Below are 23,873 nucleotides of genomic sequence, written 5' to 3' on the forward strand. Positions count from 1 at the left end.
GATCGGCAGCGACGCCAGGATGTCCGCGCCGCTCGGACGCTCGCTCACGCCGCCTCGCGCAGGCGGTGGGGGGCATAGAAGTCGGCGAGCATCGCCTTGACCCGCGCGGCGTCGGGCTCCTGGTTCACCACGTTGCGGAACTCCGCCGATCCGGGCAGGCCCTTGGTGTACCAGCCGATGTGCTTGCGGGCCATGTTGACCCCGGTGACCGGGCCGTAGTGCGCGAGCATCGCCTCGTAATGCTCGGCGATCACGCGATATTGCTCGTCCAGGCACGGGTCTGCGACGCGCTCGCCCGTCTCCAGGAACCGCATCACCTGCCCGAGCAGCCACGGCCGTCCATAGCTGCCGCGCCCGATCATCACGCCGTCCGCGCCCGACTGATCGAGTGCGGTCACCGCGTCGTCGGCCGAGCAGATGTCGCCGTTGACGATCACCGGCACGGTCACCGCCGCTTTCACCCGCCGGACGAACGCCCAATCGGCCTCGCCCTTGTACATCTGGTTGCGGGTCCGCCCATGGACGGTGATCATCTTCACGCCCAGGTCCTCGGCGACCCGCGCCAGTTCGGGCGCGTTCAGGCTGGCGTGGTCCCAGCCCATCCGCATCTTCAGCGTCACCGGTGCGCGGACCGCCTTCACCACCGCATCGACCAGCGAGGCGGCGAGCGGCAGATCGCGCATCAGCGCCGATCCGGCATCGCCGTTGGTCACCTTCCGGACCGGACACCCCATGTTGATGTCGACGATCGCCGCGCCCTTGTCCTCGGCCAGCCTCGCCGCCTCCGCCATCTCGTAAGGCGTGCAGCCGACCAGTTGCATCGACACCGGCTCTTCGGAGAGGTGCCACATCGCCTTCTGGAGCGACTGGCGCGTCTCGCGGATCGCCGCCTGGCTGGCGATCATCTCGGTGACGTTGAGGCCCGAGCCGTAGCGGCGGACGAGCGTGCGGAACGGCAGGTCGCTGACGCCGGTCATCGGCGCCAGCACGACCGGCGTGTCGATCCGCACGGGGCCGATCTGGATGGGAGCGAGACGGGTCATGCTATGCCTGAAAAACAGGCAACTAGGGGAGCCGTCTGCGAGACGCAAGGCTGGCGACGGTGAGGCCGCTGGGCTAGGCGACGCCGCGACATGGCACTCACAACCGCCGCGCTCGTCGTCGCCGCCGGCAAGGGCCTGCGCAGCGGCTCCGCGATGCCCAAGCAATTCGCCCCGCTTGGCGGGCGCCCAATGCTCGAGTGGAGCGTGGCCGTGCTGGAGGCTCATCCCGGCATCGATACGGTGCTCATTGCGATTGCCCCCGGTCAGGAGGCCTATGTCGAGGGCCGCGCCTACGTCCACGGTGGCGCGGAACGCCGCGACTCGGTCGCCGCGGGTCTGAAGACCCTCGCCGGCTACGACCGCATCCTCGTCCACGACGCTGCCCGCCCCTTCCTTTCGGCCGCGGTGATCGATCGATTGCTCGCCGCGCTCGACGAGCATGACGGCGCGACCCCGGTGCTTCCCGTCGCCGACACCCTCGCGCGCGGCGACGCCACGCTCGCCAGTATCGAGCCGCGCGCCGGTCTCCACCGCGTTCAGACCCCCCAGGCGTTCCGCACCGAGGCGCTGGTCCGCGCCCACGCCGCCTGGGTGGGCGAGGCGACCGACGACGCGCAGATGGTGCGCGCGCTTGGCGGATCGGTCGCGCTGGTGCAGGGGGATCCTATGCTCGACAAGGTCACCTATCCAGAGGATTTCGCGCGCGCTGAGGCGTTGCTCGCCTGGGAGACGCGCTCGGCGAGCGGCTTCGACGTTCACCGGCTGGAGGACGGGGAGGAGCTATGGCTCGGCGGCGTGCTGATCCCTCATCACCAGGGGCTGAGCGGCCACAGCGATGCCGATGTCGCGCTCCACGCCATCACCGACGCGGTGCTGGGGACGATCGCTGCGGGCGACATCGGCACCCACTTTCCGCCCAGCGACCCCAAGTGGCGGGGGGCGGAATCGGGTCAGTTTCTCCGCTACGCCGTCGGACTGGTCGAGGCGAAGGGCGGCAAGGTCACCTTCGTCGATCTCACATTGATGTGCGAAGCCCCCAAAATCAGTCCCCACCGCGCCGCGATGGTCGCCCGCATCGCCGAGCTGACCGGGCTCTCTGCCGACCGTGTGAGCGTCAAGGCGACCACCACCGAGCGTCTCGGCTTCACCGGTCGGGGCGAGGGGATCGCCGCCCAGGCGATCGCCACCATCCGGCTGCCGGGACTGGCGTTGTGAAGGCCGTCCTCGCCTTCGCCGCCGCCCTTGCGGTCGCCACCCCGGCCGCGGCGCAGCATTGCCTCACCACGCGCGAGGCGGAGACGATCGCCTTGGTCGCGCTGCCGGACCTGATCCGCACGTCCGGCGAGATCTGCCGAGCGCAACTGCCGGCGACCAGCCTGGTTCGCCGCACCTCCGGCGCCTTCGCGGCGAAATATGCGGCTGCGGCCGACCGGGCTTGGCCCGAAGCGCGGCTGGCCATCGCCAAGCTGTCGCAGCCGGAGGTCGCGCTGCTCCTCCAGTCCGACTATGCGCGCCCGGTGCTGTCCGCGCTGCTGGTTCCGCTGCTGGTCGGGCGGATCGCGGTGGCGGACTGCCCGACGATCGACCGCTTCGCGACCCTGGTCGAGCCGCTGCCTCCGCGCAACACGGCCGGGCTGGTCGTCACCACGCTCCAGTTCCTCAAGCGCGAGAAAGCGCGTGGCAACAGCGCGGTCGCCGCACTGCCCGATCTCCCGGTGTGCGCCAAATGACCAATCTCCCCCCCGAACTGATCGACGCCGCGATCCGCGTCCTCGACGCCAACCGGGCGCTCGGGCGTCGGGTCGCCGTCGCCGAAAGCTGCACCGGCGGCCTCGTCTCCGCCGCGCTGACCGAGGTCGCGGGCTCGTCGGACGTCTTCGACGCCGGCTTCGTGACCTATTCGAACGAGGCGAAGTCGGATCTGCTGAACGTCTCGGCGGACGTGATCGAGACCTTCGGCGCGGTGTCGATCGCCACCGCCTGGTCGATGGCGCAGGGCGCGATCGGGCGCAGTCGTGCCGATGTCGCCGTCGCCATCACCGGCGTCGCCGGGCCCGGCGGGGGCTCGGAGAAGAAGCCGGTCGGCACCGTGATCTTCGCCCGGGCCGAACGGGGCGCCGACCCGCACGACGTCGTCGCCGACAAGCGCGAGTTCGGCGATCTGGGGCGTGCGGGCGTCCGCCTTCAAGCGGCGCTGTGCGCGCTCGAGCTGCTGCTGCCCGTCGGCGACGAGGCGCCGTAGAGCGCCTTGGCGCGATCCTCGAACGCGCCGATCATCCGCCGCAGCGCCATTCCGAACACCTGCCCGGCCAGCATCTCGAACACCCTGTTCTTGAACTGGAAGTCGACGGCGAAGTCGACGTCGCACCCGCCCGGTGCGGCGCGGAACATCCAGTCGTTGCGCAGATACCTGAGCGGACCCTCGATATATTCGACCTTGATCGTCGCCGGGCGATCCTTGGTCACGCGCGAGGTGAACGTTTCTCGCAGGCCCTTGAAGCCCACGATCATGTCGGCGAGCGTCTCCTCCGGCGCATCCTTGCGGACCCGCATCGCGGTGACCCAAGGGAGGAACTCAGGATAGCGCCGAACGTCCGCGACCAGATCGAACATCTGCTCGGGCGTGTAGGGCAGCCGCCGCGTCTCGGAATGCTTTGGCATCAGCCTGCCGCGGCGAGCTTCGCCTGTCGCGCCGCGCGCATCTTCGCGAAATCGTCGCCTGCATGGTAGCTCGACCGGGTCAGCGGAGAGGCCGCGACCAGCAGGAAGCCCTTCGCTCGCGCGATCGCGGCATAAGCGTCGAACGCCTTGGGCGCGACGAAATCCGCGACCTTGGCGTGCCGCGGCGTCGGTTGGAGATACTGCCCCATGGTCAGGAAATCGATGTCGGCGGAGCGCATGTCGTCCATCACCTGATGGATCTCCAGCCGCTCCTCGCCCAGGCCGAGCATGACCCCCGATTTGGTGAAGATCGACGGATCGTGCCGCTTGACCGACTCGAGCAGCCGCAGCGAGGCGTAGTAGCGCGCGCCCGGCCGGATCGTCGGGTAGAGCCGCGGCACCGTCTCGAGGTTATGATTATAGACGTCGGGCCGTGCCGCGACGATCGCCTCGACCGCCGCCACGTGCTTGTTGCGGAAGTCAGGGGTGAGAATCTCGATGGTGGTGCCCGGCGTGTTCCGCCGCAGCGCCTCGATGACCTTCACGAACTGCGACGCGCCCCCGTCGGGCAGATCGTCGCGATCGACCGAGGTGATGACGATATGCTGGAGCCCCAGCTCCGCCGCCGCCACGGCGACGTGCTCGGGTTCGAGCGGATCGACCGCGCGCGGCATCCCCGTCTTCACGTTGCAGAAGGCGCAGGCCCGGGTGCAGGTGTCGCCCAGGATCATCACCGTCGCGTGCTTCTTGGTCCAGCACTCGCCCAGGTTCGGACAGGCGGCCTCCTCGCACACGGTGGCGAGGCCCAGCCGCCGCATCAGCCCGCGGGTCTCCGCGACGGCGAGGCCGGTCGGGGCCTTGACGCGGATCCAGTCGGGCTTGCGTGCGCGCTGCGGACGCGCCAGCGGGGTCAGATCGTTCATGGCAGGCGAGATAAGCGGGCCTTCGGCCCGGCACAACCTGACACGAAACCTTACGCGCGCTTCACGCAACCGTCCGCCCCGCGCGCTATCTCGCGGGCGGACCAGCAACGAGGAACGACGATGACCGGCTTCACGGATTTGATCGACGGCTACTACCGCTTCCGGGGCAACGAGTGGCTCGAGGAGCGGGCCCGCTGGGCCGAGCTGGCGGAGGGCCAGAGCCCGCGGGTCATGATCATCGCCTGCTCGGACAGCCGGGTCGATCCCGCGACGATCTTCGGCACCCGGCCGGGCGAGGTCTTCGTGGTCCGCAACGTCGCCGCTCTCGTCCCGCCGTACGAGACCGGCGGGCGATACCACGGCGTGTCGGCGGCGCTGGAGTTCGCGGTCACCAAGCTGAACGTCGAGGAGGTCGTGGTGTTGGGGCACGGCGCGTGCGGCGGCGTCAATGCGGCGCTCACCCGCAGCCTCGCGAACACCGAGCCCGGCGAAGGCGGCTTCGTCGCCAGCTGGATCTCGCTGCTGGACGACGCGCGCGAGCAGGTCGTCCACAGGTGCGGGACGGGAGACGAAGGCCAGAAAGCGCTGGAACAGGAAGGGGTCAAGGTCTCCCTGGCGAATCTGATGACCTTCCCGTTCGTCGCCGAGCGCGTCGCCGCGGGAACGCTCAGCCTGCACGGCGCGGTCTTTGCGATCGCCGACGGCAAGCTCCGCGTGCTGGGCGACGACGGCACGTTCGAGGCGGCGTGAGAGCCGCTCAGGGACGGTCCGGGACGATCGCCGACCAGCCCTTAGGGCGCAGCACCAGCCAGTAATAGCCGGCGGCGACGGCGATCTGCGCGAGGGTCGCGAAGATCGCCGCCCGCCCTTCTCCCGGATCGAGCCATGCGGCGACGGTGATCAGCGCCAGCGCCGCGAAGGTGACGAGCGGCGCGAGCGGGTAGAACGGCATCCGGTATTGAGCGTGCGCGGTGGTTCCCGTCCGGCGGCCGATCATCGCCGACCAGGCGATCCCGGCGTAGATCGCGATCAGCCCCGCGCCGCTCCACACCTCCAGCAAGCGAATCGGCAGCAGGCACAGCGCCATGCCGACCGCGCCGACGATCAGCGTTCCGGCCCAGGGGCTGCGCCACCGCGGATGGATCAGCGTCATCCAGCCGTCGAGCGGCCGGCCCCAGGATCCGTCCCGCGCCGTCCCGTAGAAGAAGCGCGCGCAGGCGAGCACCCAGGCGATGATCGCGTTGACGATCGCCAGCGCGACGCCGAGCGCCACCGCGCCGCTCACCCGTGGGCCCGCGACCGCGCCGACCAGCTCGCCGAAGGGATTGGATGACGCGACGAACCACCGGAGATCGACCGCCCCCACCAGCCCGGCAATCAAGGGCACGCCCTCGAGCAGCAGCGTGAACGCGAGCGCCAGCATGACGGCCCGCGCGATGCGCTTCGGCGCCTCGTGCATCTCCTCGCCGAAATAGACCGCGGCTCCGTATCCGTTGAACGCGAAGATCGCGATCGACGCCGCCAGCCCGACACCGGTGAAGGTCGCAGGCGTCAGCGCAGTCGCGCTCGCCGCGACCGGATCGGTCAGGAACGCCAGCGGACTCCGCTGCGCGCCGATCAACCCGCAGATGGAGACGATGACGAGCGTCGCGACTTCGACCATCAGGAAGAGGCCCGTGATCCAGGCGTTCACCCGGATGTTGAGCAGCGCCAGCAACGTGGACGCTCCAACCACTGCGATCGCGGTCGGTATCTGCGGCAGCCCCGGGAGCACGCCGGAGAGCACCTCGCTGATCCCCAGCCCGGCGACCGGCAGGAAGATCAGGTTGTTGAACACGTTGACGCCCAGCATCACGAACCCCGCGAGCGGCCCCAGGGTCTGCGCGACCATCACATATTCGCCCCCCGCCACCGGCCAGGCGGACGAGAGTTCGGCATAGATATAGCCCGTCGCGACGCAGACGATCGCGGCGATCAGCGTCGCCCACACCGCGCCGGTGCCCGCGACCTGGAGCATGCCGGGCACGATCACGAACACCGACGAGGCCGGGGTGGTCACCGACAGAATGAGGAAAAGGACGCCGAGCACGCCGAGACTGCGCGTGAGCGGGGTAGGTCCAGTCGCTGCCATCGCCCTCCCCTAATCGGCGGCGGGTGATGACGTGGTTAACCGGCTAGAACAAGTCGTCGTCGGCCTGGGTCGACGCCAAGAGCCGCGCCTTGAGTTCGCGGTCCGAGGCGATCTCCTCCTCGCGGTTCGCGCGCAACGCCGCGAGCATCGCCGGCGCCTGGGAGGCCGCCAGCGCGATCGCGGTCTCGCTCGAGACGATCTCCGCCGCCTTCGCCTTTCGAACCGCGCCGATCACCGCGATGTCCACGAGGCGTCCGGGCAGGTGGCTCCTCGTGTCGCGCTCGGCGTCGTCGAGCACGCCGGTCATCCACAGGTTCTCGGGGGCGCCGCTGACGTCCGCCAAAGCGGCCAGCCGGTCGCGCTGCGTCCCGGCTCGGACGATCTCGTCGGTCAACAGGGCGTCGAGCAACGGGTCGGTCGCAGCATCCGCGAGCGTGCCGAGCCGCTCGACCTGCATCGCCTTTCCCGCGTGAAGGTCCTGGATGGCGACGTGAAGCAGCGCGGCGGCGGTGGCGGTGCGGGTCATCCCCAGCAAGCGCTTCGCCGCCGCGCCGGTTCCCTACCCCGCGCTCGGCGCGACCGCCGCGGCCGCATCCCTCGGCAACTCCGCCGTCGACTTCAGGTTGAGCTCCTTCAGCTGCTTCGCCGACACGAAGCTCGGCGCGCCCATCATTAAATCCTCGGCCTTCTGCGTCATCGGGAAGACGATCACCTCGCGGATGTTCGGCTCGTCGGCGAGCAGCATGACGATCCGGTCGATGCCCGGCGCGGAGCCCCCGTGCGGCGGCGCGCCGTATTTGAAGGCGTTGATCATGCCCGCGAAATTGGTGTCGACCTCGGCCTGCGAATAGCCGGCGATCTCGAACGCCTTGTACATGATCTCGGGCCGGTGATTCCGGATCGCGCCAGACGACAGCTCGATGCCGTTGCAGACGATATCGTACTGATAGGCGAGGATCTCGAGCGGGTCCTTGGTCTCCAGCGCCGCCAGCTCGCCCTGCGGCATCGAGAAGGGATTGTGGCTGAAGTCGATCTTCTTGGCGTCCTCGTCATATTCGAACATCGGGAAGTCGACGATCCAGCAGAATTCGAACCGGCCCTTGTCGATCAGCCCCAGCTGCTCGGCGACGCGCGTCCGCGCGAGGCCCGCGAGCTTGGCGGCCTGCGCTTCCTTGCCCGCGGCGAAGAACAGCCCGTCGTGGGGTCCAAGGCCGAGCGCGCCGGCCATCGCCGACATCTTGTCCTCGCCATGGTTCTTGGCGATCGGGCCGCCCCACTCGCCGCCCTTCCGGGTCGCATAGCCGAGTCCCGCAAAGCCTTCGGCCTGCGCCCAGCTGTTCATGTCGTCGAAGAACTTGCGGCTCTTGTCCGCCGTCCCCGGCGCCGGGATCGCGCGCACCACGTCGCCCGCCTCGACGATCGACGCGAACCGGCCGAAGCCTGAGCCGCGGAAGTGATCCGACACGTCCGAGATCAGGATCGGGTTGCGCAGGTCGGGCTTGTCGTTGCCGTACTTCAGCATCGACTCGGCGAACGGGATACGCCGGAACGGCAGCGCCGACACGGTGCGGCCCTTGCCCTGCCAGTCGGCGAACTCCTCGAATACGCCGTGGAGCACGGGCTCGATCGCCGCGAACACGTCGTCCTGAGTGACGTAGCTCATCTCGAAGTCGAGCTGGTAGAACTCGCCCGGCGAACGGTCGGCGCGCGCGTCCTCGTCGCGAAAGCAAGGCGCGATCTGGAAATAGCGGTCGAACCCCGCCACCATCAGCAGCTGCTTGAACATCTGCGGGGCCTGGGGGAGCGCGTAGAACTTGCCCGGATGGACCCGACTGGGGACCAGATAGTCGCGCGCGCCCTCGGGCGAGGAGGCGGTCAGGATCGGGGTCTGGAACTCGGTGAACCCCTGCCCCACCATCCGGCGGCGGATCGAGGCGATCACGCTCGACCGCAACATGATGTTGGCATGGAGCTTCTCGCGTCGAAGGTCGAGGAACCGGTTCCGCAGTCGGATCTCCTCCGGATACTCCTGATCGCCGAAGACCGGCATCGGCAGCTCGGCCGCCTCGCTCTGGACGGTGACGCCGCGGGCATAGACCTCGACCTCGCCGGTGGCGAGGTTCGGGTTCACGGTCGCCTCGGAGCGCGCCTTCACCACGCCGTCGATCGTGACGACCGATTCGACCCGGAGCGATTCGAGGATCGGCAGCGCGGGCGAATCGCCGTCGGCGACGATCTGGGTGATCCCGTAGTGATCGCGCAGGTCGACGAACAGCACGCCTCCGTGATCGCGGCGGCGGTGGACCCAGCCGGACAGGCGGACGGTCTCGCCGACGTTCGCCGCGGTCAGCGCGGCGCAGGTGTGGGTGCGATAGGCGTGCATAGGACTTTCCTGTCATCCACCGCAGCCTCGACGCCGACGGTGGGTTCCTGACCTCGTGGAGGGCCGGGCGCTTCCCCGCCATCCCCCCCTTTGTCAACCCGCCGCACCGGTCTATGGCCGCGCGCTTATGCACGTCCATCCGCTCATCTCCGACAGCGCGACCCTCGCGAACCTGTGCGCCCGCCTCGCCGACGCCGATTTCGTCTGCGTCGACACCGAGTTCATGCGCGAGAGCACGTTCTGGCCGCAGCTCTGCCTGGTCCAGATCGCCGACACCGAGGAAGCGGCCGCGATCGATCCGATGGCGCCGGGGCTCGATCTGGCCCCTCTGCTCGACCTGCTGGTGAACAACGAGGACGTGCTCAAGGTCTTCCACGCCGGCGGACAGGACCTGGAGATCATCTACAATCTGACCGGCAAGACCCCGTTTCCGCTCTTCGACACCCAGATCGCTGCCATGGCGCTCGGCCAGGGTGAGCAGATCGGCTACTCCAATCTGGTCGACAGCTGGCTCGGCATCCAGATCGACAAGGGCGCGCGCTTCACCGATTGGGCGCGTCGGCCGCTCGATGCGCGCCAGATCGAATATGCGATCGGCGACGTCACCCACCTCGCGACGATCTTCCCCAAGATGCTCGAGCGGCTGCGCAAGACCGGGCGCGGAGCCTGGCTCGACCAGGAGATGGAGCGGCTCGGCGATCCCGCGAATTACGCCAACGACCCCGACCTGGCGTGGAAGCGAGTGCGCGTCGCCAGCCGGAAGGCGGACGTGCTCGGCCGGCTGAAGGCGATCGCCCGCTGGCGCGAGCTCGAGGCGCGGGGCAAGGATCTCCCCCGCGGCCGCATCGTCAAGGACGAGACCGTCGCCGACCTCGCGGGTCATCCGCCGCGGCGGCAGGCCGATCTCGCCAAGGTCCGCGGGCTGACCGCCACCTGGGCGTCCAACGACATCGGCCGCCGGCTGATCGAGGCGATCGAATCGGCGGGGCCGCTGCCTGCGGACGAGATGCCGCCGCGCGACGATCGCAAGCCGGGGCTCGGCCGCGAGGGATCGCTCGTCGCCGATCTGCTGAAGCTGCTCCTCAAGATCCGCGCGCGCGACATCGACGTGGCGCCGCGGCTGCTCGCGCGCGGCGAGGAGCTCGAACTGCTCGCCGCGGGGCAGCGGAGCGATCTCGCGATCCTCGACGGCTGGCGCTATGACCAGTTCGGGCGCGACGCGCTCGACCTGGTCGAGGGTCGGCTCGGCTTCACGGTGAAGGAAGGCAAGTTGACGATGACCCGGACGGAGGCGGAATGACCCGGACGCTCGCGGCCCTCGCCGGCGCCGCCGTGCTGGCGGGATGCGCCCTCGTGCCCTTCCGCCACCATCACCCGGTGACGAGCCCCACCGGCTCGGCGCCGGCGCCGGCCCGGTCGATGGAGCCCGGCATGGCGGAATGCCGGCTCGATCTGCTCAAGGTGCTGGAGGGTCGCCTCGGGAGCGCCGTCCTCGCCGCCCAGGCGCTCCAGCTTTCGGGCGCGCGCAGCGTGCGCTGGATGCATCCGGGCGACGTCGTGACGATGGACCTCCAGCCCGACCGGCTGAACATCAAGCTCAGCCGCGCCAACGTCGTGAAGAGTTTCGCCTGCGGATAGGTCCCATGCGCCGGTTGTTCATCGCGCTCCTCAGCTCCCTCCTTCTCGCCAACGCCGACCCCGCGACGATCCCGCCGCCGATCAAGGCGATGCTCGACGCCGCGATCGCCGGCGGCAACGACGCCGAGATCGCGACGGTCGTCAAATACGCCCGGATCGCGGACCCTGCCAGCGGCGACGCCGCGCAGGCGCTCGCCGCCGCTTGGGCGAACGACCGCGCGCGGGAGAAGACCGTCGTGATCGAACAGGCGAGCTTCCTTGATCTTTGGACCGGCCGGGTCGAGCTCGGCGGCACCATCACCACCGGCAATTCCGACACCTTCGGCGCGACCGCGATCGTCGATGCGACACGCGAGGGCCTGAAGTGGCGGCAGAAGTTCCTGGTCCAGGCGGATTACTCGGAGGCGCTGGGCGTCACCAACCGCCGCCATGCGCTTGCGCAGTGGCAGCCCAACTACAAGATCGACGATCGTCGCTACGTCGCCGGCACCGCCTTGTTCGAAAGCGATCCGTTCCTCGGCTATCATGAGCGCTATTCGGCCGCGCTCGGGGCCGGCTATGGCGTGATCCGCAAGTCCGCCATGACGCTCTCGCTCGAGCTGGGCCCCGCGTTCCGCCACACCCGCTTCACCGACGGACGCGAGCAGTCGAGTCTCGCCTCGCGCGGCTCGGTCGATTTCGACTGGACGCTGACGCCAGGCGTCGCGCTGAGCCAGGACGCGGCCATCTATCTGGAGCGGTTCAACAGCACCATCAGCTCGACCACGGCGATGACCGCGCGCGTGCTGGGACCGCTCGCGGCGTCGGTCTCCTACAACGTCCAGTACGAGAGCGATCCACCGACCGGACGGGTCGGTACGGACACGATCGGGCGCGCCTCGCTGGTCTATACGTTCTGACGCTTCCCGGCTAACCACGCCGGATGGAGGGCCCGACCACGATCGAGCGCGATGCGATCGCGCGCCTCGCCGACGCGCCGATGCTCGGGAACACGCTCGCCTGGTCGGCGATCAACTCCGGCACCGGCAATCTCGTCGGCCTCAAAGAGGTGGCGGGCCGCCTTGCGCAGGCGTTCGGCACCCTGCCGGGCGAGCTTGCGCTGGTCGACGCCGCCCCTGCGGAGCGGATCGATCCGGCGGGCGAGGTCGTCACGCTCGAGCACGGCCGTCACCTCCATCTGCGCGTCCGCCCAAGCGCGCCGGTGCAGATGCTGTTCACCGGCCATATGGACACGGTCTATCCCCCCGATCATCCGTTCCAGGCGGTCACCCGCCGCGAGGACGGGACGATCAACGGGCCGGGGGTCGCCGACATGAAGAGCGGCCTGGCCCTTCTCCTCGCCGCGCTCCAGGCCATCGAGGCGGCCCCCGCGGCCGGGCGTCTCGGCTACGAGGTCGTGATCAACTCCGACGAGGAGACCGGCTCTTTCGCATCCGCCGCGCTCATCTCCCGGGCCGCGCGCGGCAAGGTCGCGGCGCTCACCTACGAGCCGGCGCTGCCCGACGGCACGCTGGCGGGCGCGCGCGGCGGCACCGGCAACTTCTCGGTCGTGGTCCGCGGCCGCGCCGCCCATGCCGGGCGCAATCCGCAAGAGGGGCGCAACGCCGTCGTCGCCGCCTCCGACATCGCGCTCCGCCTCGCCGCGATCGGCGGCCCCGGCCTGTCGGTGAACCCCGCGAAGATCGACGGCGGCGGGCCGAACAACGTCGTTCCCGACCTCGCCGTTCTCCGGGTCAACTTCCGGCCCAGCGCTGCGGACGAGATCGCGCGCGCCGGTCGCGAGATCGAGGCCATCGCCGCCGCAGTCGCCGCCGAGCGCAACGTGCGCGTCGACGTCCACGGGAGCTTCAATCGGCCTCCCAAGCCGATCGACGCAGGCGCGGCCAAGCTTTTCGATCTCGTGCGCGCGAGCGGGGGAGACCTTGGCCTCTCGATCGGCTGGCGCGACACCGGCGGGGTGTGCGACGGCAACAACATCGCCCAGGCGGGCGTGCCGGTGGTCGACACGATGGGCGCGCGCGGGGGCGCGATCCACTCGGCGGACGAATATCTGATCGTCGACAGCCTTGCCGAGCGCGCGGCGCTGTCGGTGCTGACGATCCTCAGGATCGCGGAGAAGGGGGGACTGTGACGTTCGTGGTGCGCGCCGCTCGGGACGAGGATCTCGAGCATCTGTACGAGATGGCCAAGCTCACCGGCGGGGGGTTCACCAACCTGCCGCCGGACCGGCGCGCGCTCACCGCCAAGCTCGATCGCAGCCACGCCGCCTTCGCGCGGCCGGACGGCGACGTCGAGGACGAGCTGTTCGTGTTGATCCTGGAGAACACGGCGACCGGCGAGGTCCGCGGCACCTGCCAGGTGTTCACCCTCGTCGGCCAGCGCCATCCCTTCTACAGCTACCGGATCGGCACCCTCACCCAGACGAGCAAGGAACTCGGCCGCACCTTCCGCGCCGAAATGCTGTCGCTCACCACCGATCTCGAAGGATCGAGCGAGGTGGGCGGACTCTTCCTTCATCCCGGCGAGCGCGCCGGGGGCTTGGGCATGCTGCTTGCCCGCAGCCGCTACCTGTTCATCAAGGCGCACCGCGCGCGCTTCGCCGACCGCATCCTCGCCGAACTGCGCGGCGTGATCGACGAGGCCGGCGGCTCGCCCTTCTGGGACGGCCTCGCGGGGCGCTTCTTCGGAATGAACTTCCAGGATGCGGACCAGTTCAACGCGGTCAACGGCCACCAGTTCATCGCCGATCTGATGCCCAAGCACCCGATCTACACCGCGATGCTGACCGAGACCGCGCGCGCCGCGATCGGTCTTCCCCATCCCTCGGGCCGTGCGGCGATGCGGATGCTCGAGACCGAAGGCTTCGCGTTCGAGAACTATGTCGACATCTTCGACGGCGGTCCGACGATGACCGCCAAGACCGACACGGTGCGCACCATCCAGCGCGCGCACGAATGCCGCGTGATCGCGGTCGACGAGGGCGGCGAGCAGGCGCTGGTCGCGACGGGCCGCCTTGCCGAGTGGCGCTGCGCTTACGCCACCGTCCGCGAAGTCGGTCATGACGGGCTCGTGATCGGCGGCGACGGGGCCAGGACGCTCGGGATCGGCGAGGATGCGACCGTGCTCCACGTGCCGCGGGTGTGAGATGCTGACCGAGATCAACTTCGACGGCATCGTCGGGCCGAGCCACAATTATGCCGGCCTCTCCCCCGGCAATCTTGCCGCTACCCGCAACGCCGGGGCGACGTCCCACCCGCGCGCCGCCGCGCTCCAGGGGATCGCCAAGATGCGCGCCAATCTCGCGCTCGGTCTGACCCAGGGCATTCTGCTGCCCCATCCCCGCCCCGACCATTTCTGGCTGGGCGCGCTCGCCACCGACTATGCGTCGGCTCCGCCTCACCTCAAGGCGCAGGCCCTCTCGGCCTCGGCGATGTGGGCGGCCAATGCGGCGACCGTCAGCCCGGCGCCGGACGCGGGGGACGGGGTCTGTCACCTGACCGTCGCCAACCTCCAGACCATGCCGCACCGCAGCCATGAGGCGCGTCATACGCTGCGACAGCTGACCCTCGCCTTCGCCGACCCGGAGTTTCGCGTCCACGGCCCGGTGCCGGCGCCGTTCGGAGACGAGGGCGCGGCGAACCACATGCGGCTCTGCGCCGATCACGGATCGCCCGGCGTCGAGGTCTTCGTCTATGGCGTCGCCGGCGGTCCCTTTCCCGCCCGCCAGCACCGCGCGGCGTCCGAGGCGGTCGCGCGCGCCCACCGCCTGGATCCGGCGCGCACTCTGTTCGTCCGGCAGTCGGACGCGGCGATCGCCGCCGGCGCATTCCACAACGACGTCGTCGCCGTCGCCAACGAGCGCGTCCTGTTCGCCCACGAGCAGGCGTTCGACGCGAAGGACTCGTTCTACGCCGATCTGCGCGAGCGGCTGCCCGAGGTCGAGATCGTCGAGGTCCCGGCCGATCTCGTCTCGCTTGATGATGCGATCGGCTCCTATCTGTTCAACGCGCAGCTGATCACCGCCGGAGGCGTCTCGACGCTGATCGTGCCCGGCGAGGCCCGCGAGAACCCTCGTGTCTGGCGCTGGCTTCAGGACCATCTCGCGGGCAACGGCCCGATCCGCCGGGTGGAGGTGGTCGACGTCCGCGAGTCGATGGCGAACGGCGGCGGCCCGGCGTGCCTACGGCTGCGCGTCGTCGCCGATCGCGCGACGATCGACCCGCGTTTCCTCGTCGACGATGCCAGGCTCGAGCGGATCGCCAGGGTGGTCGAGGCGCATTGGCCCGAGGCGATCGCGCCCGGCGCGATCGGCGATGCGGCGCTCATCGGCCGGATCGAGTCCGCCCGTCGTGCCCTACTCGAGGAGCTCGATCTTGTCGGGTTAATTGACAGCTAACCAAGTTCGTTGATGCGGGCGTGTCGGTTTTCCGCCGCTGGTACGCGAATTGCTTAACTTCGGCGCATGTTCGCGCGTGTCGCCCGCTTGTTCGTCATCAAGACCAAATTCGAGGCGTTCCTCGTCATCTACGGGCTCGGGCTCGGCGCGGTGGAGCGCGGCGTCCACTATCTCGCGCAATATCCAGGGCTCGGCGGCAAGCTGCTGTTCGCGGTCTGTCCCACCGCGGTGTTCATGGCCGGCGCCCGCATCCTCGACTCGCTGGAACGCGAACGGAACGACTGACCGGGGTCGCGCCCTTTAACCTCGTCCTTACCTCGCCAGGCTATCCGAGCGTGGAGTTGAACCGCGCCGGACATCCATGTTCCTTCGAACCCTCCTGGGTGTCCTGACGATCGTCACCGCCACCTCCTGCGTCCCGCAGCCGGAGCCGCCGGCCGCCCCGCCGAAGCCGCAGATCGTGTCCGATCCGCGTCAGTTGCTCCGGAAGCTGGACCTGGCCGTTCCCGACGACGTCGCCGCGCTCGCCGACCAGCCGGAGAGCGTCGTCGACCTGATGGCGCGCCCCGCGGCCGCGCCGGCGTTCTTCGTGCCGGGACAGAATCCCGACGACCGCGCCCGCGCGAGCGACTGTCTGACGGCGGCGATCTACTATGAGGCGCGCTCGGAGCCGCTCGACGGCCAGCGCGCGGTGGCTCAGGTCGTCCTCAACCGCGTTCGTGACCGCGCCTTTCCGAAGACGGTCTGCGGCGTCGTCTATCAAGGGCACGAGCGCAGCACCGGCTGCCAGTTCAGCTTCACCTGCGACGGCTCGATGCTTCGCCGCCGCAACGAGGCGGCATGGGATCGCTCGAAGCTCGTCGCCGACGCCGCACTCGATGGCTACGTCTATGCCCCCGCGGGCTCGGCGACCCATTATCACGCGAGCTATATGGTGCCCTGGTGGGCGCCTAGCCTGACCCGCATCGGGCTGATCGGCAGCCAGATCTTCTATCGCTGGAAGAGCGGACTGGAACGCGCGCTCGCCTTCCGCCAGGATTATGCAGGCTACGAGCCCGAGATCGGCGCGGCGCTGCCCGTCGCCAGCCCGGACTCGATCGCCGCCGGCGTGACGATCCACTTCGGCGGGAGCGAGGCCGAAAGCTCGGTCGTCGTCCATCACGGCGCCGCTCCCGAGGGCGGGCTCGTCCCTGTCGCGCAGCTGACCACGACCGCCGGCGTCCGGGTCCATCGCAACGTCGACGGGCCCGCGGGCTATGCCGCCGAGCCGGCCATCTCCGACGACGGCGCCTGAGGCGCGAGGGCGCTCGCGGTCATCCGCCCGCTCCGCTCCAGCTTGCCCCAGCCGATCCCGACGCCGCCGACCGCCGCCGCGATCGCCTTCAGCACGACCCAATACATCAACTGGCGGTAGGCGAAGCGCTGCGCCACCAGCAGGTGCGCCGGATAGCCCTTCTCCCGCGGTTCCAGTCGATAGGCGATCCAGCCGCAGACCACGTCGATCGCGGTGAAGCAGAACCAGTACATCGCCATGCGGATCACGTCGGTCTGGGTCTGCGCCCAGCCGTGCTGGTGGACGCGGACCGCGGTGCCCGCGATCGAGAGCACCAGCGACAGGTCGATCACCGGCGAGATGGCGGCGAACGCGATCTGGAACAGCCACGCCTGCGGAATGCCGATCAGCGCGAGCCCCGCCGGCCGCCGCTGGCGCACGACCGCTCGGTGCCGCCACAGGCATTGCAGCGTCCCGAACGCCCAGCGGAACCGCTGCTTGGCCAAGGCGCGGAAGGTCTCGGGCGCTTCGGTCCAGGCGACCGCATCGACGTCGTACGCCACCCGCCAGCCCGCCCGCTGCACCGCAATCGTCAGGTCCTGGTCCTCGGCCAGCGTCGCCTCCGGATAACCCCCGACCGCATCGAGCGCCGCGCGCCGCCATGCGCCGACGGCGCCCGGCACCACCGTCATCGCCTCGAACTGCGCCAGCGCGCGCCGCTCGACGTTCTGCGCGGTGACGTACTCGACCGCCTGCCACCGCGTGACGAGGTTGACCCGATTGCCGACCTTCGCGTTGCCGGCGACGGCGCCGACCGCGGGATCGGCGAACCAGCGGACCAGCCGCGCGATCGTGCTCGGCTCGAACTGGGTATCGGCGTCGAGCGCGACCACGATCTCGCCGGTCGCGACCTGAAGCGCGCGATTGAGCGCCGCCGCCTTGCCGCCGTTGACCAAAGTCAGCAGCCGGACGCGCGGCTCGCCCCCGAACGCCTCGCTCACCAGCACGCTCGTCCGGTCCTTCGAACCGTCGTCGGCGACGATCACCTCGATAGCGGCGTCGGTCGACGCGAGTACGCGCGACACCGAGGAGACGATCACCCGCTCCTCGTTATAGGCAGGGATGATCACGGAGACGAGCCGCTCGGGCTGAAGCGGCGGGATCACGCGATCGCGCTCGCGCGCCGCATTCCAGACCGCCAGCGCGGCCATGATCACCGCGCGCGCGATCCCCAACGTGATCGCGGCAAAGAACAGCCAGACCAGCAGCCAGGCGAGCCCCGCCAGCATCGCGAACACGCCGACGTCCGCGCGCACCGCCAGCAGGTCGCTGCCCGCGATCGGCGGCATGACCGCATCCGGCGAGAGACCCGCGAGCTGCGCGACCGACACGAAGCGATAGCCCCGCGCGCGCAGTCCCGCGATGATCCGCGGCAGCGCCGCCACCGTCTGTCGGCGGTCGCCGCCGCCGTCGTGAAGCAGGACGATGTTGGCCGATCGATCCGACGTCGCCGCTTCGGCCTGCGCGATGGTCTGGTCGACGATCGTGTCGACGCCCGGCCGCTTCCAGTCGCCCGGATCGTCGTGAAGCCCGACCACGGTATAGCCGCGCGGCTGCGCCTGCACCGCCGGGCCCAGCTCGTCGGCGGTGGTCGGCTCGGCGTCGCCGAAATAGGGCGCACGGAACAGCCGGGTGGAGCGACCGGTGTACGCCTCGATCAGCCGCTGGGTGGCGTTGAGTTCGAGCGACACGCCCCGCTGGGAGACTTCCGCCATGTTCGGGTGGGTGTAACTGTGGTTCCCCAGCGCATCGCCGTCCGCGACGATCCGGCGGAGCAGCCAAGGATGCGCCAGCCCGTTCTCGCCGACGATGAAGAAGGTCGCCGGCACATGCTCGCGTTCGAGCACGTCGAGCACCTGCGGAGTCCAGTCCGCATCCGGACCGTCGTCGAAGGTGAGTGCGATCGTCTTCGTCGCCGCGCCGACGCGCTGGACCACATATGGCGTCGGGAGCACGTCGTAGCGCTCGCCGCGGATCAGCCCGGCCCCGTCGAACGCCAGCCTGCGGCGGCCGCTGGTCGGGGTCGCCGCGACCCGCAGGATCTCGCCCACACCCTCGACGTCGGTGCTGGAGGTCGCGGTCAGCGGGCGCAGATCGGGAGCGGTCCCCTGCCGCCACGCCGCCAGGTCGGTCCATACGCCGGGGTCCTCGCTCCCGAGCCGCCACAGCGCCACCGATTGAAGCCCGAGCGCCTTCATCGCGCGCAGCTGGTTCCAGGTCGCCGCGGCGTCGAGCATCCAGATCCGGTGGTCGCCGTCTTCGTCGGTATAGCCGAAGGTCGCGTTCCCGCTCGCCGGATCGAACACGATCGGGGCCGCGCTGTCATGCGCCGCCAGCCAGGCCTCCTCGATCGTCAGCGCGTCGGCGTGCCCCCCATGCCAGTCGTAGCCATAACTGCCGAGCGCGACGATCAGCTTGTCGCGCCCGATCCGTCTGACCGCGTCACGGAGCTGCTGGACGAACCACCCCTGGCTCGCGATCGGCCCGGCCTGCCCGCCCTGCCAATGCTCGTCGTAATCCATGAGGAAGACGTGGTCGGCGGCCTTGGCGAACGCGGTCAGGTTCCAGTCGGGATCGCCGACCGGGACGGTGACCGCGACCTCGCGGTGATCGGACTGGAGCCGCTGGTTCGCTTCCCGCAACAACGCCAGGTAGCTGGGCAGCGCGCCTTTCGGCAGGTCCTCGAAGTCGAAGGTCACCCCGCCCGCATGTTCGCGCGCCAGTTGCGCTTCGATGCCGGAGAGCAGCGCCGCGCGCGCCCTGGGCGACGCGAGCAACGCGGCCGCGCCCTTGCCGTCCCACGCGCCGCCGGCGATGTTCTGGACCATCGGCAGCACGGTCGGCCGCTTGGTCGCGGCGGCCACGATCCGATCGAACGCCGGATCGGGCGCGATCGACAGCCGGCCGCGGACCACGCTCATCTGCGCGGGGACCACCCAGTCAAGCCCGCCGATCCGCTTCGCCAGGGCGGTGCGGCTGGTCTCGTCCCATGGGACGTAGAAGCCGACCGTCAGCGGCGTGCCGGGCGCGGCCTTGGTGGGCTTGGGCAGCCAGCCGATCCAGCGCAGCCCGGACCGCACCCGCCGCGCCGCGCCCGCCACCTGCACCTTCAGCGGCGCGGGGCTGGCGCGCTCGTAGCGGATCGGCAGCGGCGCGCCAGCGGGCACCGCGACGATGGTGACGGCGAACACCGCCGCCACCGCCGCAACGGCGAGCACCAGCAGGCCGACACCGAGTTGAGACCAGCGTTTCCGCCGCCCCGAGGGATCGTAGAAGATCGGCCGCATCGTCGGTTCCTACACGATCGTCCCGGACGCCGCAGTGACCCCGACATGACAAGAGCGTCATGGAGCGGCCTCGCAGGCGCCACGAGGATTGATGCGACAGGCGCCCGAGCTAAGTCGGCGGGATGCTCACCGCGCACGACCCCTCGCCCGTCCGGGTCACCAACCCCGACGGCCTTTCCCCCTTCGTCCTGATCGGCGACCACGCCGGACGGCTGATCCCCGCCGCGCTCGCCGATCTCGGCCTCTCGGAGGGCGAACTCACCCGCCATATCGGGTGGGACATCGGCGTCTCGGCGCTCGGCAACCGGCTCTCCGCCGCGCTCGACGCGCCGTTCGTCGAGCAGCGGTATTCGCGCCTCGTCATCGACTGCAACCGCAGCCCGGAGCGGCCCGACGCCATTCCGGCGATCAGCGACGGAACGCCGATCCCCGCCAACGCGGGACTGTCGGATGCGGATCGCGGCGCCCGCGTTTCGGCGATCCACGACCCGTATCACCGGGCGATCGCCGCGCTCCTAGCCGAACGCCGCGCCGCCGGTCGCGAGACGATCCTCGTCGCTCTCCACAGCTTCACGCCCGTGATGGGCGGGTCGGTGCGGCCATGGCACGCGGGATTACTCCACCACCTCGGCGACACCCGTTTCGTCGCGCCGATGCTCGCCGCCCTCCGCCGCGATCCCGACCTCGTCGTCGGCGACAACGAACCGTATGCGATGGACGGGATCGACTATACGGTTCCGCGGCACGCCTACCCCTCCCTGCCGTATGTGGAGGTCGAGGTCCGCCAGGACCTCCTGGCGGACGACGCGGGGATCGCGCTCTGGACCGGTCGTCTCGCCGGCTCGCTCGCGGGCGCGCGGTCGTCCCACGACGAGACATCCGCGATTTAACCACGTCGATTGACCGCTTCCGATCTCCAGTCGTGGCATGCCGCCGCCCGGCATTCGGGACGGGGAGGATGAGCATGGCGTTCGGCGGCAGGTGGAGCGACGTGTTCTCGTGGCCGATCGTCGGCATCCATGCGGTGCTGACGCAAAGCGGCAAGCTCCTTACGTTCGGCACCAACACCGACGGCAGCCAGGGCGGGTCGATGGTCCATGACCTGTGGGATCCGGTGACCAACGAGCATCACCTGATCGATCACCACATGGACACGCCGACCGACATCTTCTGCGCGGCTGCGGTGATCCTGCCGGGGACGAACAAGATCCTCATCGCCGGCGGCGACGCGCGGCCGGACGGCAATCCCAACAACGGTGTCGACGACGTCAACCTGTACGACGACGAGTCCCAGATGATCATGCCCGCGGCGGACGGGACGATGAACGTCGCACGCTGGTATCCGACCGTCGTCAATCTCCCGACCGGGCAGGTGATCGTGATGGGCGGGATCGACGCGAACGGTCAGGGACAGGGCACGCCCGAGATCTACACCCCGGGAGAGGGTTGGCGGCTGCTCGACGGCGCGTTCGATCCCGACGTCGTGGCGGTGAACTATTACCCGAAGATGTGGGTCGGACCTTCGGGCGAGATCTTCTATTTCGCCAACGGCGACGGCCCGGACAACCGCCTCCAGCTGATGGCGCTCGATCCCTCCGGCGACGGTTCGATCCGCGAGGTGATGCGGCTGCCCTTCTATCTCGACTGGATGAGCCCCTCGATCATGTACGAGACCGGGCATGTCCTCATCAACGACTGGCGCACCGGGCTCTACACGCTCGACCTGACCACCGCCGCGCCGACCCTCACGCATGTCGCCGAGTTGTCGCAGGACCGCAATTACTCGAACATGACCGTCCTCGCCGACGGCACCGTGCTGATCAACGGCGGAACCGGGGTCGACAACCTCGAAGCCTATGCCGACACGACCGCGCTGATCTGGAACCCGGCCGACCGTTCGCTGACCGACGTCGGCGAAGAGGCGCACCCACGACTCTATCATTCCTCGACGATCCTGCTGCCCGACGGGACGGCGCTGTCGCTCGGCGGCGGCTCGGCCAAGAACGCGGAGCACGATTATCTCGACGGGCAGATCTTCCGCCCCGGCTACCTCTTCGCGGACGACGGCTCCGACGCCGTCCGCCCGGTGGTCACCGCCGCGCCGACCAGCCTCACCCCCGGCGACACCTTCCGGATCTCGGTCGACGACGCCGACGCGATCACGAAGCTCTCCTTCGAGAAGACCGGCGCGGTCACCCACAACCTCAACATGGACGCACGCGGGACCATCCTGTCCTTCACCCATGTCGACGCCCACACGCTCGAGGTGAGGCTGCCGCCGGACGCGACCGCGATCACCGCGGGCTCATGGATGCTGTTCGCGTGGAATGCCGCGGGCGTGCCTTCGGTCGCGCCGATCATCGCCGTCGAGCCCACGGCCGCACCGTTCGACGGTATCGGCGACCTGACGGCCGACACCTTCGCGGTCGACCCCGGCGTGACCATGCTCGATCAGGTCGATTTCACCGCCCTCCCAGTTGCCCGCGAACTGGTCGACCGGGTCGCGGAGGCGACCGGATCGGTCGCGACCCGCTTCGCCGGCGCGTTCGTGGTGCAGCAGTCCGGCAGCTATACCTTCACGCTCACCGCCGACGCCGCGGCCCACCTCTCGATCGACGGGGTGATCGTCCTGTCCGCCGCGGGCACGGTGACGCTCAGTTTGGCGTCGGGCACGCACTCCGCCGAGCTGCGTACGCTGGCGACCGGGGCGCAGACCGGCAAGATCGACCTCGACTGGTCGGGCGACGCCTTCGCCACGCGCCAGCTGACGTTCGACGGGGTCATCGACAACCTGCTCGCGAACGGCTCGCTCGAACGCGCGCCGAATGCCCCTGCCCTGCCCGGCTGGACCAGCGTCGGCGCGGCCGAGATCCATCCCGACGGCGACCTCGACCTGCACGCCCGCAGCGGTCACACCTTCGCAGAGGTGGACGGCGTCACCGGCGCACTCTCGCAAACCGTCGCGACGGTGATGCACGCCGACTATACGCTCGGCATCGACGTCGCCGGCAACCCGAACGGCGTCGCCTCCTCTCAGCTCGAGGTCTTGGTGAACGGCGCGGTCATCGCCACCATCACCCCGACCAACGCCGCCTGGCGGCGCTACGATTTCAGCTTCATGGGCAGCGGCAACGACACGGTCACGCTCCGCGCGGTGAGTGGCGATACCGACGCGGTCGGCGCCCTCGTCGACACCGTCGTCCTGCTCGGACCGCCCGGTCGGGCCAACGTCGAACCCAATCACATCATGGGTACGATGGGGGACGACGTGCTGATCGGGACCCCGCTCGCTGACTACATCATGGGGATGGACGGTAACGATCGTCTGACCGGAGCCGCCGCCCGCGACGTGCTCGAAGGCGGCGCAGGCGACGATGTGTTGATCGGGGGCCGCGGGTCCGATCGGCTCGACGGCGGCAGCGGCGTCGACACCGTCGACTATTCGGCGACGAGCGACGGTCTCACGCTCGATCTTCGCCTCACCACGCCGCAGGAGGTCGGAAAGCTCGGGACCGACCGCTTCGTGCACATCGAGAACGTGATCGGCGGGCGCGGAGCGGATCATATCATCGGCAGCGATGCATCCAATCGGCTGCAAGGCGGTGACGGCGACGACACGCTCGCGGGCGGCGGCGGCGACGACCGTCTGGAGGGCGGTCGCGGTCACGACCTGCTGACGGGGGGCGAAGGGCGCGATCTGTTCGTGTTCGGCTCCGGCGCGAGCCGGGCGGGGCCGGACCGGGACATGATCCTCGATTTCACGCAGGGCGCGGACCGGATCGCCACTTCGGGATCGCCGGGACTGTTCCTGGGCAGTGCCAGCTTCAGCGGCCGCGCCGGCGAGATCCGTTCCATTGCGGCGGACGCGATCACCCTGATCCAGGTCGATGAGGACGGTGACGGTAGGGCCGACCAGGAGATTGGGGTGAGTGGCATCTTCACGCTCACGCACAACGATTTCGCGATGCTGCCCACGTCGGGGATCAGCGGATCATCGCGGAGTGAGCTTGGCGATCATGTCCACACCGGGACGGCTCATCCGCCGTTCGAGAGCCCGATCCATCTTTGCCTCGCCTAG

The 23,873-nt window shown here is 69.6% G+C and carries 21 protein-coding genes; 14 read left to right on the forward strand and 7 right to left on the reverse strand.

All coding sequences use genetic code 11. The features are described from left to right. Positions 1-44: 44 nt before the first annotated feature. Complete coding sequence (dusB, locus tag AC4GYY_RS04100; RefSeq protein WP_491118948.1) at positions 45-1,043, reverse strand: tRNA dihydrouridine synthase DusB; 999 nt, start codon at positions 1,041-1,043, stop codon at positions 45-47. 90 nt (positions 1,044-1,133) lie between these two features. On the opposite strand from dusB, the gene AC4GYY_RS04105 reads away from it, so the two are divergent. Genes AC4GYY_RS04105 through AC4GYY_RS04115 form a run of 3 tightly spaced genes read left to right on the forward strand, consistent with a single transcriptional unit; the run spans position 1,134 to position 3,285 of the window. Further along, entirely contained in the window at positions 1,134-2,258 is a 1,125-nt protein-coding gene (locus AC4GYY_RS04105; RefSeq protein ID WP_491118949.1) for a bifunctional 2-C-methyl-D-erythritol 4-phosphate cytidylyltransferase/2-C-methyl-D-erythritol 2,4-cyclodiphosphate synthase, read from the forward strand. Then, positions 2,255-2,773 carry a hypothetical protein gene (locus tag AC4GYY_RS04110; protein WP_491118950.1) on the forward strand — a complete coding sequence of 173 codons (519 nt, stop codon included), beginning with the start codon at positions 2,255-2,257 and terminating at the stop codon, positions 2,771-2,773. Before AC4GYY_RS04105 ends, AC4GYY_RS04110 begins: the two co-directional genes overlap by 4 nt. Continuing rightward, positions 2,770-3,285: a CinA family protein gene (locus tag AC4GYY_RS04115; protein ID WP_491118951.1), complete on the forward strand. Its 516-nt coding sequence runs from the start codon at positions 2,770-2,772 to the stop codon at positions 3,283-3,285. Before AC4GYY_RS04110 ends, AC4GYY_RS04115 begins: the two co-directional genes overlap by 4 nt. Here AC4GYY_RS04115 and AC4GYY_RS04120 read toward each other — a convergent pair. Together AC4GYY_RS04120 and lipA are read right to left on the reverse strand one after the other, a co-directional pair. Then, positions 3,228-3,704 carry a type II toxin-antitoxin system RatA family toxin gene (locus AC4GYY_RS04120; protein ID WP_491118952.1) on the reverse strand — a complete coding sequence of 159 codons (477 nt, stop codon included), beginning with the start codon at positions 3,702-3,704 and terminating at the stop codon, positions 3,228-3,230. The genes AC4GYY_RS04115 and AC4GYY_RS04120 overlap by 58 nt on opposite strands. Then, positions 3,704-4,627, reverse strand: coding sequence for a lipoyl synthase (gene lipA, locus AC4GYY_RS04125; protein WP_491118953.1), 924 nt, complete (start codon positions 4,625-4,627; stop codon positions 3,704-3,706). Before lipA ends, AC4GYY_RS04120 begins: the two co-directional genes overlap by 1 nt. 120 nt (positions 4,628-4,747) lie before the next feature. On the opposite strand from lipA, the gene AC4GYY_RS04130 reads away from it, so the two are divergent. Then, positions 4,748-5,377: a carbonic anhydrase gene (locus AC4GYY_RS04130; protein WP_491118954.1), complete on the forward strand. Its 630-nt coding sequence runs from the start codon at positions 4,748-4,750 to the stop codon at positions 5,375-5,377. Between the two features lie 7 nt (positions 5,378-5,384). Here the strand turns inward: AC4GYY_RS04130 and AC4GYY_RS04135 are convergent, their stop codons facing one another. The 3 genes from AC4GYY_RS04135 to aspS are packed head-to-tail and all read right to left on the reverse strand — an operon-like array spanning position 5,385 to position 9,141. Then, positions 5,385-6,758, reverse strand: a complete 1,374-nt coding sequence (locus AC4GYY_RS04135; RefSeq protein WP_491118955.1) for an APC family permease — start codon at positions 6,756-6,758, stop codon at positions 5,385-5,387. A gap of 43 nt (positions 6,759-6,801) precedes the next feature. After that, positions 6,802-7,284 carry a DUF892 family protein gene (locus AC4GYY_RS04140; RefSeq protein ID WP_491118956.1) on the reverse strand — a complete coding sequence of 161 codons (483 nt, stop codon included), beginning with the start codon at positions 7,282-7,284 and terminating at the stop codon, positions 6,802-6,804. A 33-nt stretch (positions 7,285-7,317) separates the two neighbouring features. Next, positions 7,318-9,141 carry an aspartate--tRNA ligase gene (gene aspS, locus AC4GYY_RS04145; protein ID WP_491118957.1) on the reverse strand — a complete coding sequence of 608 codons (1,824 nt, stop codon included), beginning with the start codon at positions 9,139-9,141 and terminating at the stop codon, positions 7,318-7,320. A gap of 127 nt (positions 9,142-9,268) precedes the next feature. Here aspS and rnd point away from each other — a divergent pair, with 127 nt between their 5' ends. The 8 genes from rnd to AC4GYY_RS04185 all read left to right on the forward strand — a co-directional run bounded on the left by rnd (position 9,269) and on the right by AC4GYY_RS04185 (position 16,469). Next, a complete protein-coding gene (gene rnd, locus AC4GYY_RS04150; protein ID WP_491118958.1) occupies positions 9,269-10,441 on the forward strand; it encodes a ribonuclease D in 1,173 nt (390 codons plus the stop codon). Then, entirely contained in the window at positions 10,438-10,779 is a 342-nt protein-coding gene (locus AC4GYY_RS04155) for an I78 family peptidase inhibitor (RefSeq protein WP_491118959.1), read from the forward strand. Before rnd ends, AC4GYY_RS04155 begins: the two co-directional genes overlap by 4 nt. 5 nt (positions 10,780-10,784) lie before the next feature. After that, complete coding sequence (locus tag AC4GYY_RS04160) at positions 10,785-11,678, forward strand: DUF481 domain-containing protein (protein WP_491118960.1); 894 nt, start codon at positions 10,785-10,787, stop codon at positions 11,676-11,678. Between the two features lie 23 nt (positions 11,679-11,701). Then, complete coding sequence (locus AC4GYY_RS04165; protein WP_491118961.1) at positions 11,702-12,910, forward strand: hydrolase; 1,209 nt, start codon at positions 11,702-11,704, stop codon at positions 12,908-12,910. Then, positions 12,907-13,923, forward strand: coding sequence for an arginine N-succinyltransferase (locus AC4GYY_RS04170; RefSeq protein WP_491118962.1), 1,017 nt, complete (start codon positions 12,907-12,909; stop codon positions 13,921-13,923). The genes AC4GYY_RS04165 and AC4GYY_RS04170 overlap by 4 nt, the downstream gene beginning before the upstream one ends. Position 13,924: 1 nt before the next feature. Next, positions 13,925-15,175, forward strand: coding sequence for an N-succinylarginine dihydrolase (locus tag AC4GYY_RS04175; protein ID WP_491118963.1), 1,251 nt, complete (start codon positions 13,925-13,927; stop codon positions 15,173-15,175). Positions 15,176-15,241: 66 nt separating this feature from the next. Continuing rightward, complete coding sequence (locus AC4GYY_RS04180) at positions 15,242-15,460, forward strand: hypothetical protein (protein ID WP_491118964.1); 219 nt, start codon at positions 15,242-15,244, stop codon at positions 15,458-15,460. Positions 15,461-15,536: 76 nt separating this feature from the next. Then, positions 15,537-16,469: a cell wall hydrolase gene (locus AC4GYY_RS04185; RefSeq protein ID WP_491118965.1), complete on the forward strand. Its 933-nt coding sequence runs from the start codon at positions 15,537-15,539 to the stop codon at positions 16,467-16,469. Here the strand turns inward: AC4GYY_RS04185 and AC4GYY_RS04190 are convergent. Then, on the reverse strand, positions 16,430-19,795 hold the full coding sequence (locus AC4GYY_RS04190) for a trifunctional glycoside hydrolase family 18/polysaccharide deacetylase/glycosyltransferase family 2 protein (RefSeq protein WP_491118966.1): 3,366 nt from the start codon (positions 19,793-19,795) through the stop codon (positions 16,430-16,432). The two genes, AC4GYY_RS04185 and AC4GYY_RS04190, sit on opposite strands and share 40 nt — an antisense overlap. Positions 19,796-19,917: 122 nt before the next feature. Here AC4GYY_RS04190 and AC4GYY_RS04195 point away from each other — a divergent pair, with 122 nt between their 5' ends. Together AC4GYY_RS04195 and AC4GYY_RS04200 are read left to right on the forward strand one after the other, a co-directional pair. After that, complete coding sequence (locus AC4GYY_RS04195) at positions 19,918-20,685, forward strand: N-formylglutamate amidohydrolase (protein ID WP_491118967.1); 768 nt, start codon at positions 19,918-19,920, stop codon at positions 20,683-20,685. A 68-nt stretch (positions 20,686-20,753) separates the two neighbouring features. After that, positions 20,754-23,873 carry a galactose oxidase-like domain-containing protein gene (locus AC4GYY_RS04200; RefSeq protein ID WP_491118968.1) on the forward strand — a complete coding sequence of 1,040 codons (3,120 nt, stop codon included), beginning with the start codon at positions 20,754-20,756 and terminating at the stop codon, positions 23,871-23,873.

The sequence above is a fragment of the Sphingomonas sp. SP6 genome (genome assembly GCF_058313435.1).